This is a genomic window from Streptomyces sp. CB00455 (assembly GCF_001905445.1).
Lineage (GTDB): Bacteria > Actinomycetota > Actinomycetes > Streptomycetales > Streptomycetaceae > Streptomyces.
The window spans coordinates 120074-134678 of record NZ_LIVQ01000011.1 but is presented as its reverse complement, the minus strand read 5'-3'; the positions used below and the strand labels follow the sequence as shown (position 1 = coordinate 134678).

The 14605-nt window shown below is 73.8% G+C and carries 12 protein-coding genes, 1 rRNA gene and 1 pseudogene; 12 read left to right on the top strand and 2 right to left on the bottom strand.

Annotated features, from left to right (window positions below):
* Positions 1 to 97: 97 nt before the first annotated feature.
* From rrf to AMK16_RS34580, 3 genes and pseudogenes are all read left to right on the top strand, one after another.
* A 5S ribosomal RNA gene (gene rrf / locus AMK16_RS31415) occupies positions 98 to 214 on the top strand.
* 400 nt (positions 215 to 614) lie between these two features.
* Positions 615 to 1781, top strand: a pseudogene (locus tag AMK16_RS38410) (hypothetical protein); the annotation flags it as partial.
* Between the two features lie 156 nt (positions 1782 to 1937).
* Positions 1938 to 2834: a tetratricopeptide repeat protein gene (locus tag AMK16_RS34580; RefSeq protein ID WP_079191859.1), complete on the top strand. Its 897-nt coding sequence runs from the start codon at positions 1938 to 1940 to the stop codon at positions 2832 to 2834.
* 106 nt (positions 2835 to 2940) lie between these two features.
* Here the strand turns inward: AMK16_RS34580 and AMK16_RS31405 are convergent, their stop codons facing one another.
* Positions 2941 to 4212, bottom strand: coding sequence for a DUF1015 family protein (locus AMK16_RS31405; protein ID WP_073920723.1), 1272 nt, complete (start codon positions 4210 to 4212; stop codon positions 2941 to 2943).
* Positions 4213 to 4299: 87 nt separating this feature from the next.
* Between AMK16_RS31405 and AMK16_RS31400 the strand changes: the two genes are divergently transcribed.
* The 4 genes from AMK16_RS31400 to AMK16_RS31385 all read left to right on the top strand — a co-directional run bounded on the left by AMK16_RS31400 (position 4300) and on the right by AMK16_RS31385 (position 8394).
* A complete protein-coding gene (locus AMK16_RS31400; protein WP_073920722.1) occupies positions 4300 to 5334 on the top strand; it encodes an HAD-IIA family hydrolase in 1035 nt (344 codons plus the stop codon).
* A gap of 105 nt (positions 5335 to 5439) precedes the next feature.
* Positions 5440 to 6486, top strand: a complete 1047-nt coding sequence (locus tag AMK16_RS31395; protein ID WP_199885658.1) for a FecCD family ABC transporter permease — start codon at positions 5440 to 5442, stop codon at positions 6484 to 6486.
* Positions 6483 to 7544, top strand: coding sequence for a FecCD family ABC transporter permease (locus AMK16_RS31390; RefSeq protein ID WP_199885656.1), 1062 nt, complete (start codon positions 6483 to 6485; stop codon positions 7542 to 7544). The genes AMK16_RS31395 and AMK16_RS31390 overlap by 4 nt, the downstream gene beginning before the upstream one ends.
* Before the next feature lie 31 nt (positions 7545 to 7575).
* Complete coding sequence (locus tag AMK16_RS31385; RefSeq protein ID WP_073920720.1) at positions 7576 to 8394, top strand: ABC transporter ATP-binding protein; 819 nt, start codon at positions 7576 to 7578, stop codon at positions 8392 to 8394.
* A gap of 199 nt (positions 8395 to 8593) precedes the next feature.
* Here the strand turns inward: AMK16_RS31385 and AMK16_RS31380 are convergent, their stop codons facing one another.
* Positions 8594 to 8941, bottom strand: a complete 348-nt coding sequence (locus AMK16_RS31380; RefSeq protein WP_073920735.1) for an alkyl sulfatase C-terminal domain-containing protein — start codon at positions 8939 to 8941, stop codon at positions 8594 to 8596.
* A gap of 65 nt (positions 8942 to 9006) precedes the next feature.
* Between AMK16_RS31380 and AMK16_RS31375 the strand changes: the two genes are divergently transcribed.
* The 5 genes from AMK16_RS31375 to AMK16_RS31355 all read left to right on the top strand — a co-directional run bounded on the left by AMK16_RS31375 (position 9007) and on the right by AMK16_RS31355 (position 14602).
* Positions 9007 to 9321 carry a hypothetical protein gene (locus tag AMK16_RS31375; protein WP_073920719.1) on the top strand — a complete coding sequence of 105 codons (315 nt, stop codon included), beginning with the start codon at positions 9007 to 9009 and terminating at the stop codon, positions 9319 to 9321.
* 7 nt (positions 9322 to 9328) lie between these two features.
* Entirely contained in the window at positions 9329 to 10144 is an 816-nt protein-coding gene (locus AMK16_RS31370; RefSeq protein ID WP_073920718.1) for a TlyA family RNA methyltransferase, read from the top strand.
* 110 nt (positions 10145 to 10254) lie between these two features.
* Positions 10255 to 11178 (top strand): NAD kinase, encoded by a 924-nt coding sequence (locus AMK16_RS31365; protein ID WP_073920717.1) that lies wholly within the window; start codon positions 10255 to 10257, stop codon positions 11176 to 11178.
* A gap of 109 nt (positions 11179 to 11287) precedes the next feature.
* The gene (gene recN, locus AMK16_RS31360) at positions 11288 to 13012 is read left to right on the top strand and encodes a DNA repair protein RecN (protein ID WP_199885661.1); all 1725 of its coding nucleotides are present in this window, start codon (positions 11288 to 11290) and stop codon (positions 13010 to 13012) included.
* A 474-nt stretch (positions 13013 to 13486) separates the two neighbouring features.
* Complete coding sequence (locus AMK16_RS31355; RefSeq protein ID WP_073920715.1) at positions 13487 to 14602, top strand: glycosyltransferase family 4 protein; 1116 nt, start codon at positions 13487 to 13489, stop codon at positions 14600 to 14602.
* Positions 14603 to 14605 lie beyond the last annotated feature (3 nt).

The following is a 14605-nucleotide window of genomic DNA, read 5'->3' as shown; positions in this document are numbered from 1 at the left end:
CGTCCACTGTGTTAGTTCTGAAGCAACGAACAGTTGCTGGTTTCTAGAGCTAGAACATAACTATAAAGTGTGCTTGTTCGCTCGAAACCGATAGGGTTTCGGTGGTCATAGCGTTAGGGAAACGCCCGGTTACATTCCGAACCCGGAAGCTAAGCCTTTCAGCGCCGATGGTACTGCAGGGGGGACCCTGTGGGAGAGTAGGACGCCGCCGAACAATCTTTCAAAGGACCCTTGGTCCAGCGTTCAACGCTGGACCAAGGGTCCTTTTTGTTTTTCATCCTTTTTACGCCGAAGCGCGGCCATGGGTTGGTTGCGCGAGAATGACTAGCGGTACCCCGAAGACAGGAGTCACACCCATGTCCAACTCTCCCGACGATCGTCCGGAGCGCGAGCCTCGGCGCAACGACGGCGGTGACAGGGGCGGCTACCGCGGGGGCCGTGACGACCGTGGTGGCGACCGTCCTCCGTTCCGTCGTGACGACCGTGGCGGGCGCCCGGCCGGTGCCGGCGGTGGCTTCCGCCGTGACGACCGCGGCGGGCGTCCCACTGGCGCCGGCGCCAGTGGCGGCTTCCGTCGCGATGACCGTGGTGGCGACCGTCCGTCCTACCCCCGTCGTGACGATGACCGTGGTGGGTTCCGCGGGGGCCGCGATGACCGTGGTGGGGACCGTCCGTCCTTCCCGCGTCGTGACGACCGGGGTGGGGACCGTCCCTCCGGCGGCGGCTTCCGTCGTGACGACCGCGGCGAGCGTCCCTCCGGTGGTGGTGGCGGCTTCCGCCGTGACGACCGTGGTGGGGACCGTCCGTCCTTCCCGCGCCGTGATGACCGGGGTGGGGACCGTCCTTCCGGTGGCGGCTTCCGCCGTGACGACCGGGGTGGCGAGCGTCCCTCCGGTGGTGGTGGCGGCTTCCGTCGCGACGACCGTGGTGGGGACCGTCCGTCCTTCCCGCGCCGTGATGACCGTGGTGGCGACCGTCCCTCTTACCCGCGCCGTGACGATGACCGTGGTGGATTCCGCGGGGGCCGTGACGACCGTGGTGGGGACCGTCCGTCCTTCCCGCGTCGTGATGACCGGGGTGGGGACCGTCCTTCCGGTGGCGGCTTCCGCCGTGACGACCGTGGGGAGCGTCCTACCGGTGGTGGTGGCGGCTTCCGTCGCGACGACCGGGGGGAGCGTCCTACCGGTGGTGGTGGCGGCTTCCGTCGCGACGACCGTGGTGGGGACCGTCCGTCCTTCCCGCGCCGTGACGACCGCGGTGGCGACCGTCCCTCCTACCCCCGTCGTGATGACGACCGTGGTGGATTCCGCGGTGGCCGTGACGACCGTGGCGGCGACCGCCCCTCCTACCCGCGTCGTGACGACCGTGGTGGGGACCGTCCGTCCTTCCCGCGCCGTGATGACCGTGGTGGCGACCGTCCCTCTTACCCGCGCCGTGATGACGACCGTGGTGGATTCCGCGGTGGCCGTGACGACCGTGGCGGCGACCGCCCCTCCTTCCCGCGCCGTGACGACCGCGGTGGGGACCGTCCTTCCGGTGGCGGCTTCCGCCGTGACGACCGGGGGGAGCGTCCTACCGGTGGTGGTGGCGGCTTCCGTCGCGACGACCGTGGTGGGGACCGTCCGTCCTTCCCGCGCCGTGACGACCGCGGTGGCGACCGTCCCTCCTACCCGCGCCGTGATGACGACCGTGGTGGATTCCGCGGTGGCCGTGACGACCGTGGCGGCGACCGCCCCTCCTACCCGCGTCGTGACGACCGCGGTGGGGACCGTGGCGGGTTCCGTGGTGGCCGTGACGACCGCGGTGGTGACCGTGGTGGCTACCGTGGCCGCGATGACCGTGGCGGCGACCGCGACTACCGGGCGGACCGCGACCGGGATCCGGTCAAGCGCCTCCCGATCGACGAGGACGTCACCGGCTTCGAGATCGACTCCGACGTGCGCCAGGAGCTGCTGAGCCTGCCCAAGGGTCTGGCCGAGGAAGTTGCGAAGAACCTGGTCATGGTCGCGCGTCTAATCGACGAGGACCCGGAGCAGGCGTACGCGTACTCGCGGATCGCCCTGCGCCTGGCCTCCCGCGTCGCCGCCGTCCGTGAGGCCGCCGGCTTCGCCGCCTACGCCAGCCAGAAGTACAGCGAGGCGCTCGCGGAGTTCCGTGCCGCCAAGCGCATGACCGGTTCGGTCGAGCTCTGGCCCGTCATGGCCGACTGCGAGCGCGGCCTCGGCCGCCCGGAGCGGGCACTGGCCATGGCCGGCGAGCCCGAGGTGCAGAAGCTGGACAAGGCCGGCCAGGTCGAGATGCGGCTGGTCGCTGCCGGTGCCCGGCGCGACCAGGGACAGCTCGAAGCCGCCATCGTCACCCTGCAGAGCCCGGAGCTCGCCTCCAACAGCGTCCAGCCCTGGACGGCGCGCCTGCGGTACGCCTACGCCGACGCCCTCTTGGCGGCCGGGCGCGAGGACGAGGCCCGCGAGTGGTTCGCCAAGACCCTCGAAGCGGACAAGGAAGGGTCCACCGACGCTTCCGACCGCCTCGCCGAGCTCGACGGCGTCGAGTTCGTCGACGCCTCGATCGCCACGGGCGCTGACGACGACGTCGCCGGCGACTTGGACGACCTGGACGACGAGGACGACGAGGACGAGGACGACCCCGAGGTCGCCGCGGCCGAGCGCGCCTCCGACGTCGCCGAGTACTACGACGAGGACGACGACGAGTACGAGCCGCTGGAGCGGTCCGACGCCGACGCCGACTTCGACGTCACCGACGAGGTCGACGTCGTCGAGGACGACAGGGACGCCGAGGACGACGGGCGGGACGCGGGTCGCGACAAGGCCTGACGCACGCTGAAAGCGGTGCCCGGGCGTCAATCCGGGCATTGAGGAGAAGGGCGGTACCCCGGTCGGGGTACCGCCCTTCTTCGTGTCCGGGCCCGGCCCGCTCCGCTCACTCCAAGCCGCGCAGCACCAGGCCGGTGGCCGGTTTCGGACCGAAGGACGTGGACTTGCGGGGCATGGTGACGCCTTGGCGTGCCAGGTCCCGCACGACCTCCTCGCGTACGGGGTGGAGCAGGACCGCGGTGCCGCCGTGGCGTTCGGCCATGGCCACGGTGGCGGCCGCGTCGTGGATGTAGGTGATCTGCTCCGGCGCGTCCGGGATCTGCCACAGGGCGTCGAGCAGGGTCGCGTGCAGGACGGTGGCGTCCAGCCGGCGCCAGGCCTCCGGGCGGTCGCGCCGGACCGTGCGCTCCAGCAGGCCCAGGTCGGGGTCGGTGACCAGGTGGAAGGTGCCGTCGCCGGCGAGGAGGAAGGCGTTGCCGCGCTCGGCGGCGTCCGCGAGGGCCTCCACGGCGAGCGGGAGCGGCCCGTCGACGGGGCGGACGCGGAAGTGGCCCTCGACGGCGGCGAGGGCGTCCGCGACGGGGAGGCGGCGCAGCATCCGGTGGATGGCGCGGACCTGGAGCGGGTAGCGGGCGGTGTCCACGAGGAGGACCAGGCCGAAGTCCCAGGCGGTGGGGGACCCGTGTTCCTCCTGGAGGCGCAGGTAGGTCGCCCAGCGGTGGTGGCCGTCCGCGATGAGGGCCTGGCGGTCGCTGAGGTCGGCGGTGACGGCGGCGAGTTCGGCCGGGTCCGTGATGGCCCAGAGGCGGTGCTGGAAGCCGTCCTCGGTGGTCGTGGACAGCAGCGGGGGCTGCCGGGCCGTCTGCTCGACGACCGCGGCCGCGCCCGTGGCCGGATCGTCGCCGCGGTAGGTGAGGAGGAGGGGTTCGAGGTTGGCGGAGGTGGCCCGCATCAGGCCGGCCCGGTCGGTGACCACGTCCGGCATCACGTCCTCGTGGGGCAGGACGATGCCGGCGTCGGCGGTGGAGAGGGCGAGGGCGCCGATGATCCCGCGCTGGAGGAGGCCGGCCCGGCGCTGCTCGTAGACGTAGAGCGCGGGCTCCGGGTCGGCGCTGAGGATGCCCTCGGCCAGCCAGTGGTGCAGGGTGCGCGCGGCCTGTTCGTTACGGGCGGCGGGGGTGCCCGCCTGCGGCAGGATCAGACGGACGATGTTGTGCGGGTCGGCGGATTCGAGGTGGTCGACTCCGTCGGGGCGTACGACCACGTCGTACGGCGGCGAGGTGACGGCGGCCAGGCTGCCGACACGCTCCGGGTCATAGCGCAGGCCGTGGAAGGGGATCAGGCGCAGCCCGTGCTCCGCGGTGCCAGATGTGGTCATTGGTGCATGGTAAGACCCGTCTCGCGATGCGGGATGATCGGGGGAGTACGGAATCGGACAGGATCGAACGTATGAGGAGCGGACAGGATGACCGGGCAGAGCAGGACCATTCCCGCCGCGAGTGAGCGGAGTCTGCACCAGGCGTACGACACGGCGCTGCTCGACCTCGACGGGGTGGTGTACGCGGGCGGGCAGGCCATCGCGCACGCCGTGGAGTCCCTCGCCGCGGCCCGGGCGGACGGGATGCACCTCGCGTACGTGACGAACAACGCCCTGCGCACGCCGGAGTCCGTGGCGGAGCACCTGGGGGAGCTGGGCATCCCCACCGAGGCGTCCGAGGTGATCACTTCGGCGCAGGCGGTGGCCCGCCTGATCGCCGATCAGGTGGAGCCGGGGTCGAAGGTGCTGGTGATCGGGGGCGAGGGGCTGCGGGTGGCGTTGCGCGAACGCGGGCTGGTGCCGGTGGAGTCGGCCGACGAGGAGGGGCTCGCGGCCGTGGTCCAGGGGTACGGGGGTCCGGACCTGGCGTGGGGCCGGTTCGCGGAGGCGGCCTACGCGATCAACCGGGGGGTGCCGTGGTACGCCTCCAACACCGACCTGACGATCCCGGGGGCGCGCGGGATCGCACCGGGCAACGGGGCCGCGGTGGAGGTCGTGCGGATCGCGACGGGCGCGGAGCCGCAGGTGGCGGGCAAGCCGCTGCCCCCGATGCACCGGGAGACGGTGCTGCGGACCGGGGCGAAGCGGCCGCTGGTGGTGGGGGACCGGCTGGACACCGACATCGAGGGGGCCTTCCACGGGGAGGTGGACTCGCTGCTGGTGCTGACCGGGGTGACGGACGCGGAGCAGCTGCTGCGGGCGGAGCCCCGGCACCGGCCGACCTATGTGGACCGGGATCTGCGGGGGCTGTTGACCGGGCAGCCGGAGGTGGAACCGGCCGGGGACGGCTTCCGGTGCGGTGGCTGGACGGCTGCCGCGGGAGAGGACGGGCTGGAGCTGCGCGGGGAGGGCGGGGACCCGGTGGACGGGCTGCGGGCGCTGTGCGCGGCGGCCTGGTCGCAGGCCGGGGAGGGCTCCTGCTCGCTGGACGCGGACAAGGCCCTTGCCCGGCTCGGTCTTTAGACCGGTGAGACCGGGCGACCGGGCGACCGGTGAGACCGGAAGACCGGGAGGTCCGGGCCGTGCAAGGAGCATATACAAGGCGCAGGGTAGGCTAACCTAACCTGCGTGTTGGTCGATATTCCCCCTCAACAGAGCGCGGCGCCCCCCGCCGCCGTCCGCCCGCGGCACGGCGCGCGCGCCGCCGGTCTGCTGATCGCCCTCGTGGTGCTGGCGCTGATCGCGGTCGCGAGCATCGCCGTGGGCGCCCGGCCGATGCCGCTCGACGAAATCTGGCACGGCCTGTTCGGCTACGCGGGAACCCCCTCCGACGTGGTGGTGCGGGACCTGAGGGTCCCGCGCACCCTCCTCGGACTGATGGTGGGACTGGGCCTCGGGCTGTCGGGGGCCGTGATGCAGGCCCTCACCCGCAATCCACTGGCCGAGCCCGGCATCCTCGGCGTCAACGCCGGGGCCGCGGCCGCGGTCGTGTCCGCGATCAGCTTCTTCGGGGCCCGCTCCCTGAGCGAGTTCGTCTGGTGGGCCTTCCTCGGCGCCGCCGTCGTCTCGGTCGTCGTCTACGTGCTCGGCGGCAGCCGCAGCGCGACGCCGGTGCGGCTCGCGCTCGCGGGTACGGCGGCCAGCGCCGCCCTGGTCGGCTACATCAACGCCGTCCAGCTGATGGACAGCAAGGCGCTGGACAAGCTCCGCTTCTGGACGGTGGGTTCGCTGGCCTCGGCCAACATGGACACCGTCCGGCAGGTCGCCCCCTTCCTGCTGGTCGGTGCGGTGCTCGCGCTGTCCCTGGGCCGGCCGCTCAACGCGATGGCCATGGGCGACGACACCGCGCGCTCGCTCGGGGCCGACCTGGCCCGTACCCGGATCGGCGCCGTGCTCGCCATCACGCTGCTGTGCGGGGCGGCGACCGCCGCCTGCGGGCCCATCGTCTTCATCGGCCTGATGATCCCGCACCTCGTACGGGCGTTCACCGGGCCGGACATGCGCTGGGTGCTGGCCTACTCCGCCGTGCTGTCACCCGTGCTGCTGCTCGGCGCCGACATCGTGGGGCGCGTCGTGACCCGGCCGGCCGAACTCCAGGTGGGCATCGTCACCGCGCTCCTCGGCGGCCCCGTCTTCATCTGCCTGGTCCGGCGCAAAAGGATGGCCCAGCTGTGACCGTCAAGCTCCAGGGACGCCCGACCGTGCCCCGCCGCCTACAACTGCCCGGCGGGATCTCGCTGCGCGTGGAGCGACGCGCCCTGGCCGTCGGGCTGCTGCTGGCCCTCGCGGCCCTCGCGCTGGCCGTCCTGCTCATCGGGACCGGCGACTTCCCGATCGAACCCTGGGACGTCGTGCAGAGCCTGCTGGGCAACGGCACCCCCGCGAACGACTTCATCGTCAACGACCTGCGCCTGCCGCGGGTCCTGGTGGCCCTGCTCGTCGGTGCGGCGCTCGGGATGGCCGGCGCCGTCTTCCAGTCCGTGTCCCGCAACCCGCTCGGCTCCCCGGACCTGCTCGGCTTCGGGTACGGCTCGGCGGTGGGCGCCCTCGTCGTGATCATCGTGTTCGGCGGTGGCGCCACCGCGGTGGCCGTCGGCGCGGTCCTCGGGGGCCTGCTGGCGGGCCTGGCCGTCTACCTGCTGGCCTACCAGCAGGGCATCCAGGGATACCGGCTGGTCCTGGTGGGCATCGGCGCCTCCGCCATGCTCGTCGCCGTGATCCAGTACCTGCTGACGAAGGCCCAGCTGGTCGAGGCGACGCGCGCGATGGTCTGGCTCACGGGCTCGCTGGCCGGCCGCGACTGGGCGCAGGTGTGGCCGCTGCTCGGGCTGTGCGCGGTGCTCTTCCCGCTGGTCCTCGGCCAGGGCCGGGCCCTGCGGATGATGGAGATGGGCGACGACGCCGCCTACGCCCTCGGGGTGCGGGTGGAGCGTACGAGGCTGCTGCTGATGCTCGCGGCGATCCTGCTCACCACCGCGGCGAGCGCCGCGGCCGGCCCCATCAGCTTCGTCGCGCTGGCCGCCCCGCAACTGGCCCGCCGGCTGACCCGCTCACCCGGGGGGAACCTGCTGACCGCGGCCCTCATGGGCTCGGTGCTGCTGCTGGTGTCCGACTGGGCTTCGCAGCGGGCCTTCGGCGCCGACCAGTTGCCGGTGGGCGTGGTGACCGGGCTCGTCGGAGGCGTCTACCTGCTCTGGCTGCTCGCCACCGAGCGCAAGGCGGGACGGATATGACGGCAACACACCGGAACCTGAGGAGTACCCAGTGCAGCGGCTGACCGCGGAGAACGTGACCCTCGGCTACGACCAGCGGGTCATCGCCGAGAACCTCTCGGTCGAGATCCCCGACCACTCCTTCACCGTGATCGTCGGCCCCAACGCCTGCGGCAAGTCCACCCTGCTGCGCGCGCTGTCGCGGATGCTGAAGCCGTCCGCCGGGCGGGTGCTGCTGGACGGTCAGGCCATCGGGTCGATGCCGGCGAAGAAGGTCGCCAGGACCCTGGGGCTGCTCCCGCAGTCCTCGATCGCTCCGGACGGCATCACGGTGGCCGATCTCGTCTCGCGCGGCCGGTACCCGCACCAGGGGCTGCTGCGGCAGTGGTCGCCCGAGGACGAGCGGATCGTGGCCGAGTCGATGGCCTCGACCGGGGTCGCGGAGCTGGCCGACCGTGCCGTGGACGAACTGTCGGGCGGGCAGCGGCAGCGTGTGTGGATCGCGATGGCACTGGCCCAGCAGACTCCGCTGCTGCTGCTCGACGAACCGACGACCTACCTGGACATCCAGCACCAGATCGACGTGCTCGACCTGTGCGCCGAGCTGCACGAGGACCAGGGGCGGACGCTGGTCGCGGTGCTGCACGACCTCAACCACGCAGCCCGTTACGCCACGCACCTGATCGCGATGCGGGACGGCAGGGTCGTCGCCGAGGGGGCGCCGGCCGAGGTGGTCACCGCCGGGCTGGTGGAGCGGGTCTTCGGGCTGCGCTGCCAGGTGATCGACGATCCGGAGACGGGGACGCCGCTGGTGATTCCCGCGGCGCGGAGGGCTCGGGCGGGGGCGGGGGCGGGCTCCGCCGCCGTTTGACCGGCGCGGCGCAGGGGCCGGGGCTCCGCCGGCGGGTCGGTGCGGGTGCGGGTGCGGGGGCGGTGGCGGTGGCGTCGTGCAAGCGGCCCCGGGCTGCGCCCGGGCTTCCCGGGGCTCCGCCCCGGACCCCGCGCCTCAAACGCCGGCGAGGCTGGATTTGCGTCCCGGGCGTCGGTGGGCTGGAGGTGAGGGCGGGGCGTCAGAGGAGGGCTTTGAGGCGGAGCAGGTCGCGGAAGCCCGCTTCCAGTTTGACTCGGCCCGAGGCCCAGGCCTTGGCGAACTTGAGGTCGCCCGCCACCAGGGCGACCAGGTCGTCGCCGGTCATCGCGAGCCGGATGTCGGCCTTGGCCGCGGGCGGGCCGGGGGTCACCGTGTCCACTCGGATCCGGCCGTCGTGGAGGCGGCCCGTGAAGGTCCGGTCCAGGTCCGTGACGTGGCAGCTCAGGGAGCGGTCGAGCGCGGCCGCGCCGCGTACGCCGCCTTCGGCCCGCGCAAGGTTGCCGGAGAGTTGGTCGAGTGCTTCGCGGCACTCCTCGATCGTAGCCATCGTGATCACGACGGTACCGCAGAGCCGCGGCCTGGTCGCGGGATGCTTCGGGGTAGCGTCGGGGCATGACCGACGATGCCGCCGAAGCCACCGAAGCAGCGGCGCGGGCCGATGCCGATGCCGATGCCGGGGCGCCGGACGGGGGCGAGGGCTCCCGCGGAGCCGCCGGCGGGCCCGCGGGGCCCGTCCCGCTGGGCGTCGTACGCACGCCCACCGGTCACGCCGGCGTGGACGCGCACCTGGCGCGGCTGGCGGACGCCGACCACCTGACGGCGGACGGACACCTCGGGGTGTACGAGGATGTCCACCGGGGGCTGCGCGAGGCGCTGACCGCGCTGGACGCACCGCCCGTCCCTGGTCCGTACGAAAACAGGAGCTGAACCGAACGTGGCAGGAGTGGCACGCCGCCGCCTGGACGCCGAACTGGTACGCCGCAGCATGGCCCGCTCGCGCGAGCACGCCGCGCAGCTGATCGCCGCGGGCCGGGTGACCGTGGCCGGCACCACCGCGACCAAGGCCGCCACCCAGGTCGAGACCAGTGCGGCCCTGGTGGTCCTCAAGGACGACAGCGATCCCGACTACGTCTCGCGCGGCGGCCACAAGCTCGCGGGCGCACTGGCCGCCTTCCGGCCGCTGGGGCTGCGGGTGGAAGGGCGGCGGGCGCTGGACGCCGGCGCCTCCACCGGCGGGTTCACCGATGTGCTGCTGCGGGCGGGGGTGGCCCATGTGGTCGCCGTCGACGTCGGGTACGGGCAGCTGGCCTGGTCGCTGCAGAGCGACGACCGGGTCACCGTGAAGGACCGTACGAACGTCCGCGAGCTGACCCTGGAGCAGATCGGCGGGATCCCCGCCGACCTGGTCGTCGGTGACCTGTCCTTCATTTCCATCGGTCTGGTGCTGCCCGCGCTGGTGCGGTGCACGGCGCCGGACGCGGACCTGGTGCTGATGGTCAAGCCGCAATTCGAGGTCGGCAAGGACCGGCTGGGCAGCGGCGGCGTCGTGCGCAGCGCGGAGCTGCGGGCGGAGGCCGTGCGCGGGGTCGCGGCGCAGGCGGGGAAGCTGGGCCTGGGGGTCGTCGGGGTGACGGCGAGCCCGTTGCCCGGCCCGTCGGGGAACGTCGAGTACTTTCTGTGGCTGAGGGCGGGGGCACCGGCACTCGACCCGGCGGATGTCGATCGTGCAGTGGCGGAGGGGCCGCAGTGACAGGTTCAGCGCGTTCAGCGGGTTCAGCGGGTTCCGCGAGTTCGGCGGATACGACGGATACAGCGGGTTCGGCAGGTTCAGGGGGCACGGCTGCGGGGTCGCGTCCGGCTGTGCCTGCGGCCACGGCGCCGGGTCCCGCCGCGGGGCGGACCGTCTTCCTGCTCGCGCACACCGGGCGGCCCGCGGCCATCCGCAGCGCCGAGCTGGTCGTCCAGGGGCTGCTGCGGTGCGGGCTGGGCGTACGGGTCCTGCAGCAGGAGGCGGTGGACCTGCCGCTGCCGCCCGAGGTGGAGCTGGTGGCGGAGCCGGCCGACGGGCTGCTCGACGGCTGCGAGCTGCTGATCGTGCTCGGCGGCGACGGGACCCTGTTGCGCGGCGCCGAGTACGCGCGTGCCTCGGGGGTGCCGATGCTCGGGGTCAACCTCGGCCGGGTGGGGTTCCTCGCCGAGGCCGAGCGGGACGATCTGGACAAGGTCGTGGACCGGGTGGTCACGCGCGAGTACGAGGTCGAGGAGCGGATGACCCTCGATGTGGTCGTGCGCACGAACGGCGACGTCCTGCACCGGGACTGGGCGCTGAACGAGGCCGCGGTCCAGAAGGTGTCGCCGGAGCGGATGCTGGAGGTGGTCCTGGAGATCGACGGGCGCCCGGTGTCCGGCTTCGGCTGTGACGGGATCGTCTGCGCGACTCCGACGGGCTCCACGGCGTACGCCTTCTCGGCGGGCGGTCCGGTGGTCTGGCCGGAGGTCGAGGCGCTGCTGATGGTGCCGATCAGTGCGCACGCGCTCTTCGCGAAGCCGCTGGTGACCTCGCCCGATTCGGTGCTGGCGGTGGAAGTGCAGCCGGGGACCCCGCACGGGGTGCTGTGGTGCGACGGCCGCCGCATGCTGGAGCTGCCGGCCGGAGCCCGGGTGGAGGTACGGCGGGGTGCGGTGCCCGTGCGCCTGGCCCGCCTGCACCACGCGTCCTTCACGGACCGGCTCGTGGCGAAGTTCGCGCTGCCGGTGTCGGGCTGGCGCGGGGCGCCGCACTAGGGCGGCCCGGCCCCCGGGCCCCAATAGCACGGACGTTCGAAGAACTCCCGGCGGGTGACGTCACATGGCACCGCAGAAACCTCGGTATCGTCGTCCCGTGCTTGAGGAGATGCGGATACGGTCGCTCGGAGTCATCGACGACGCGGTGGTCGAGCTGTCGCCCGGTTTCACCGCGGTGACCGGCGAGACCGGCGCCGGCAAGACGATGGTCGTCACCAGCCTCGGGCTGCTGCTCGGCGGTCGCGCCGACCCGGCCCTGGTGCGTATCGGGGCCAAGGCCGCAGTCGTCGAGGGCCGCATCGTCCTGCGCGCCGACGCTCCCGCCGCGCTGCGCGCCGAGGAGGCCGGGGCCGAGCTCGACGACGGCGTGCTGCTGATCAGCCGGACCGTCTCCGCCGAGGGCCGCTCGCGCGCCCACGTCGGCGGCCGCTCCGTGCCCGTCGGCCTGCTCGGCGAGCTCGCGGACGACCTGGTCGCCGTGCACGGCCAGACCGACCAGCAGGGGCTGCTGCGCCCGGCCCGGCAGCGGCAGGCGCTCGACCGGTACGCCGGGGACGCCGTCGCCGTGCCGCTGGAGAAGTACGCGGCCGCCTACCGGCGGCTGCGCGCGGTCGCCGCCGAGCTGGACACCCTCACCACCCGGGCCCGGGAGCGGGCCCAGGAAGCGGACCTGCTGCGCTTCGGGCTGGAGGAGATCGCGGCCGTGGAGCCGGTGGCCGGCGAGGACACCGAGCTGGCGGCGGAGGCGGAACGCCTCGGACACGCCGAATCGCTGGCTTCGGCGGCGCAGCTGGCGCACGGCGCGCTGGCCGGGAACCCCGAGGACCCCGAGGTCCTCGACGCGAACACGCTCGTCGCGGGCGCCCACCGGGCCCTGGAGTCCGTACGCTCCCACGACCCGGCGCTCGGCGCGCTCGCGGAGCGGATCAGTGAGCTGGGCATCCTGCTGGCCGATGTGGCGGGGGAGCTGGCGGGCTACGCCGATGACCTGGACGCCGACCCGCTGCGGCTGGCCGCGGTGGAGGAGCGGCGGGCGGCCCTGACCCAGCTGACGCGCAAGTACGGCGCCGAGGGCACCGTGGACGCCGTCCTGGAGTGGGCCGAGCAAGGCTCGGCGCGGCTGCTGGAGCTGGACGGCGACGACGAACGGATCACGGAACTGACGGCCGAGCGGGACGGGCTGCGCTCCGAGCTGTCCGGACTGGCGCAGGCCCTGACGGACGCCCGGGTGGAGGCCGCGACCCGCTTCGCCTCCGCCGTCACGGAGGAGCTGGCCTCGCTGGCGATGCCGCACGCGCGGGTGACCATCGACATCCGGCAGACCGAGGACCCCGACGGGGTGGAGGTGGACGGCCGGCCGGTCGCCTACGGTCCCTCCGGCACGGACGAGGTCGAGCTGCTGCTGGCCCCGCACCCCGGCGCCCAGCCGCGGCCCATCGCCAAGGGCGCCTCGGGCGGTGAGCTGTCCCGGGTGATGCTGGCCGTGGAGGTCGTCTTCGCGGGCTCCGACCCGGTGCCCACCTACCTCTTCGACGAGGTCGACGCCGGCGTCGGCGGCAAGGCGGCCGTCGAGGTGGGCCGGCGGCTGGCGAAGCTCGCCAAGTCGGCGCAGGTGGTCGTGGTCACGCACCTGCCTCAGGTGGCGGCCTTCGCGGACCGGCAGCTGCTCGTCGAGAAGACCAACGACGGCTCCGTGACGCGCAGCGGGGTCACCGTGCTGGAGGGCGAGGACCGCGTCCGCGAGCTGTCGCGCATGCTGGCCGGCCACGAGGACTCGGCCTCGGCGCGGGCGCACGCGGAGGAACTCCTCGCCGCGGCGCGCGCGGACGCCTGACGCGGGGCGGTGCGCGGAACGCCTGGTGCGACAGGCGGCGCACCGGTACCCGAGGTGACCCGGGACGCCCCGGGCGCCTGACGATACGCCGGGCGCCGGGCGCCGGGCGCCGGTCGCCGGTCGCCTGGCCGGGCGCGGGCCGTGTCTGACGCGGTGCCTGCCCGTGCCTGCCGGTGTCTGACGCGGTGCCTGCCACTGGCCGGTGCGGCGCCGACCGGGTGTCTGACGTCGCGTGGGTCGCGTGGGACGCGTGGACGCCTGACGGGCGGGGGCGTCTTGGGGGCCGTCCGGTGGGGCCGCCGGCGAGGGCCGGCAGGGGTGCCGCGGTGACGGCGGGTAGCCCGTGTGGGTGAGACTTGACGGTGTCCTGCCGTATCTCTCACGGGATCCGCACCCGTATGGTCCCGGAACGCGCGTGCGGACTGGCATCCTGGGCGACGTCTCTGACTCCCCTCACCCTGGAGCTTCGGCCACGTGAGCAGCTCCCCGGCCTCCGCGTCCGTCCCCGCACAGCCCTACGGGCGGCCGCCGCTGCGTACCGTCCAAGTGCTCGGCAGCGGCGCGGGCAGCAGCGCGCACGTGCGGTCGCTCGCGACCGGGCTCGCCGCGCGCGGTGTACGGGTCACGGTGTGCGCGCCCGTCGAAGCGGAGGGGGAGTACGACTTCACCGGCGCCGGGGCGCGGTTCGCGCCGGACGCGGTGCGCGAGCTCCGGGCCGCCTGCGCCGGTGCCGACCTCGTGCACGCGCACGGGGTGCGCGCCGGGATGCGGGCCGCGCTGGCCCTGCGGGGGCGGCGGGTCCCGCTGGTGGTGAGCTGGCACGGGAGCGGAACCGGGTCCGACGGGGGGCTCGGCCGGCTGGGCCGAGTCCTGGAACGGCACGTGGCACGGGCCGCGGCGGTGGTGCTCGGAGCCTCCTCGGACCAGGTGGACCTCGCCCGGCTGCGGGGCGCCCGGGACGCGCGGCTGGCGCCGGTGGCCACGGTCGTGGCCGGTACGGCGGACACGGACCCGGATCCGGGCAAGGCCCGCGCGGAACTGGGCGCGGTGGAGCGCCCGTTGGTGATCGCGGTCGGCAGCCTGGTGCCCCGCCGCGGGTACTGCGTCCTCCTCGACGCAGCCCGGGAGTGGCGGACGCTGGACCCCCCGCCGCTGCTGGTGATCGCGGGGGAGGGGCCGCTGCGGGCCGAACTGTCCCGGCGCATCGAGGCGGAGGAGCTTCCGGTACGGCTCCTCGGGCGCCGCCGGGACGCGGCGCAGCTGCTGGCGTCGGCGGACGTGGCGGTGCTGCCGAGCCGCTGGGAGGAGCGGGCCCCGCTGGCGCAGGAGGCCCTGCGCGCCGGGGTCCCGCTGGTGGCCACAGCGGTCGGGGGCGTGCCCGAGCTGGTGGGCGAGGGCGCGGTGCTGGTGCCGGCCGGGAACCCGCAGGCCCTCGCCTCGGCGGTGACCGGCCTCCTGGCGGACGCGGACCGCCGGGCGGCACTGGCTGCGGCGGGCCTGGCGCAGGCGCGGACGTGGCCGTCCGAGGACGACACCGTCGCGCAGGTCCTGTCCGTCTACGACGAGTTGACGGAACACACCCGCCGCTGACGG

Coding starts and splice junctions, on each gene's coding strand:
- AMK16_RS31380 (WP_073920735.1), bottom strand. CDS start 8,941: ATGGCTACGATCGAGGAGTGCCGCGAAGCACTCGACCAACTCTCCGGC.
- AMK16_RS31375 (WP_073920719.1), top strand. CDS start 9,007: ATGACCGACGATGCCGCCGAAGCCACCGAAGCAGCGGCGCGGGCCGAT.
- AMK16_RS31400 (WP_073920722.1), top strand. CDS start 4,300: ATGACCGGGCAGAGCAGGACCATTCCCGCCGCGAGTGAGCGGAGTCTG.
- recN (WP_199885661.1), top strand. CDS start 11,288: ATGCGGATACGGTCGCTCGGAGTCATCGACGACGCGGTGGTCGAGCTG.
- AMK16_RS31405 (WP_073920723.1), bottom strand. CDS start 4,212: ATGACCACATCTGGCACCGCGGAGCACGGGCTGCGCCTGATCCCCTTC.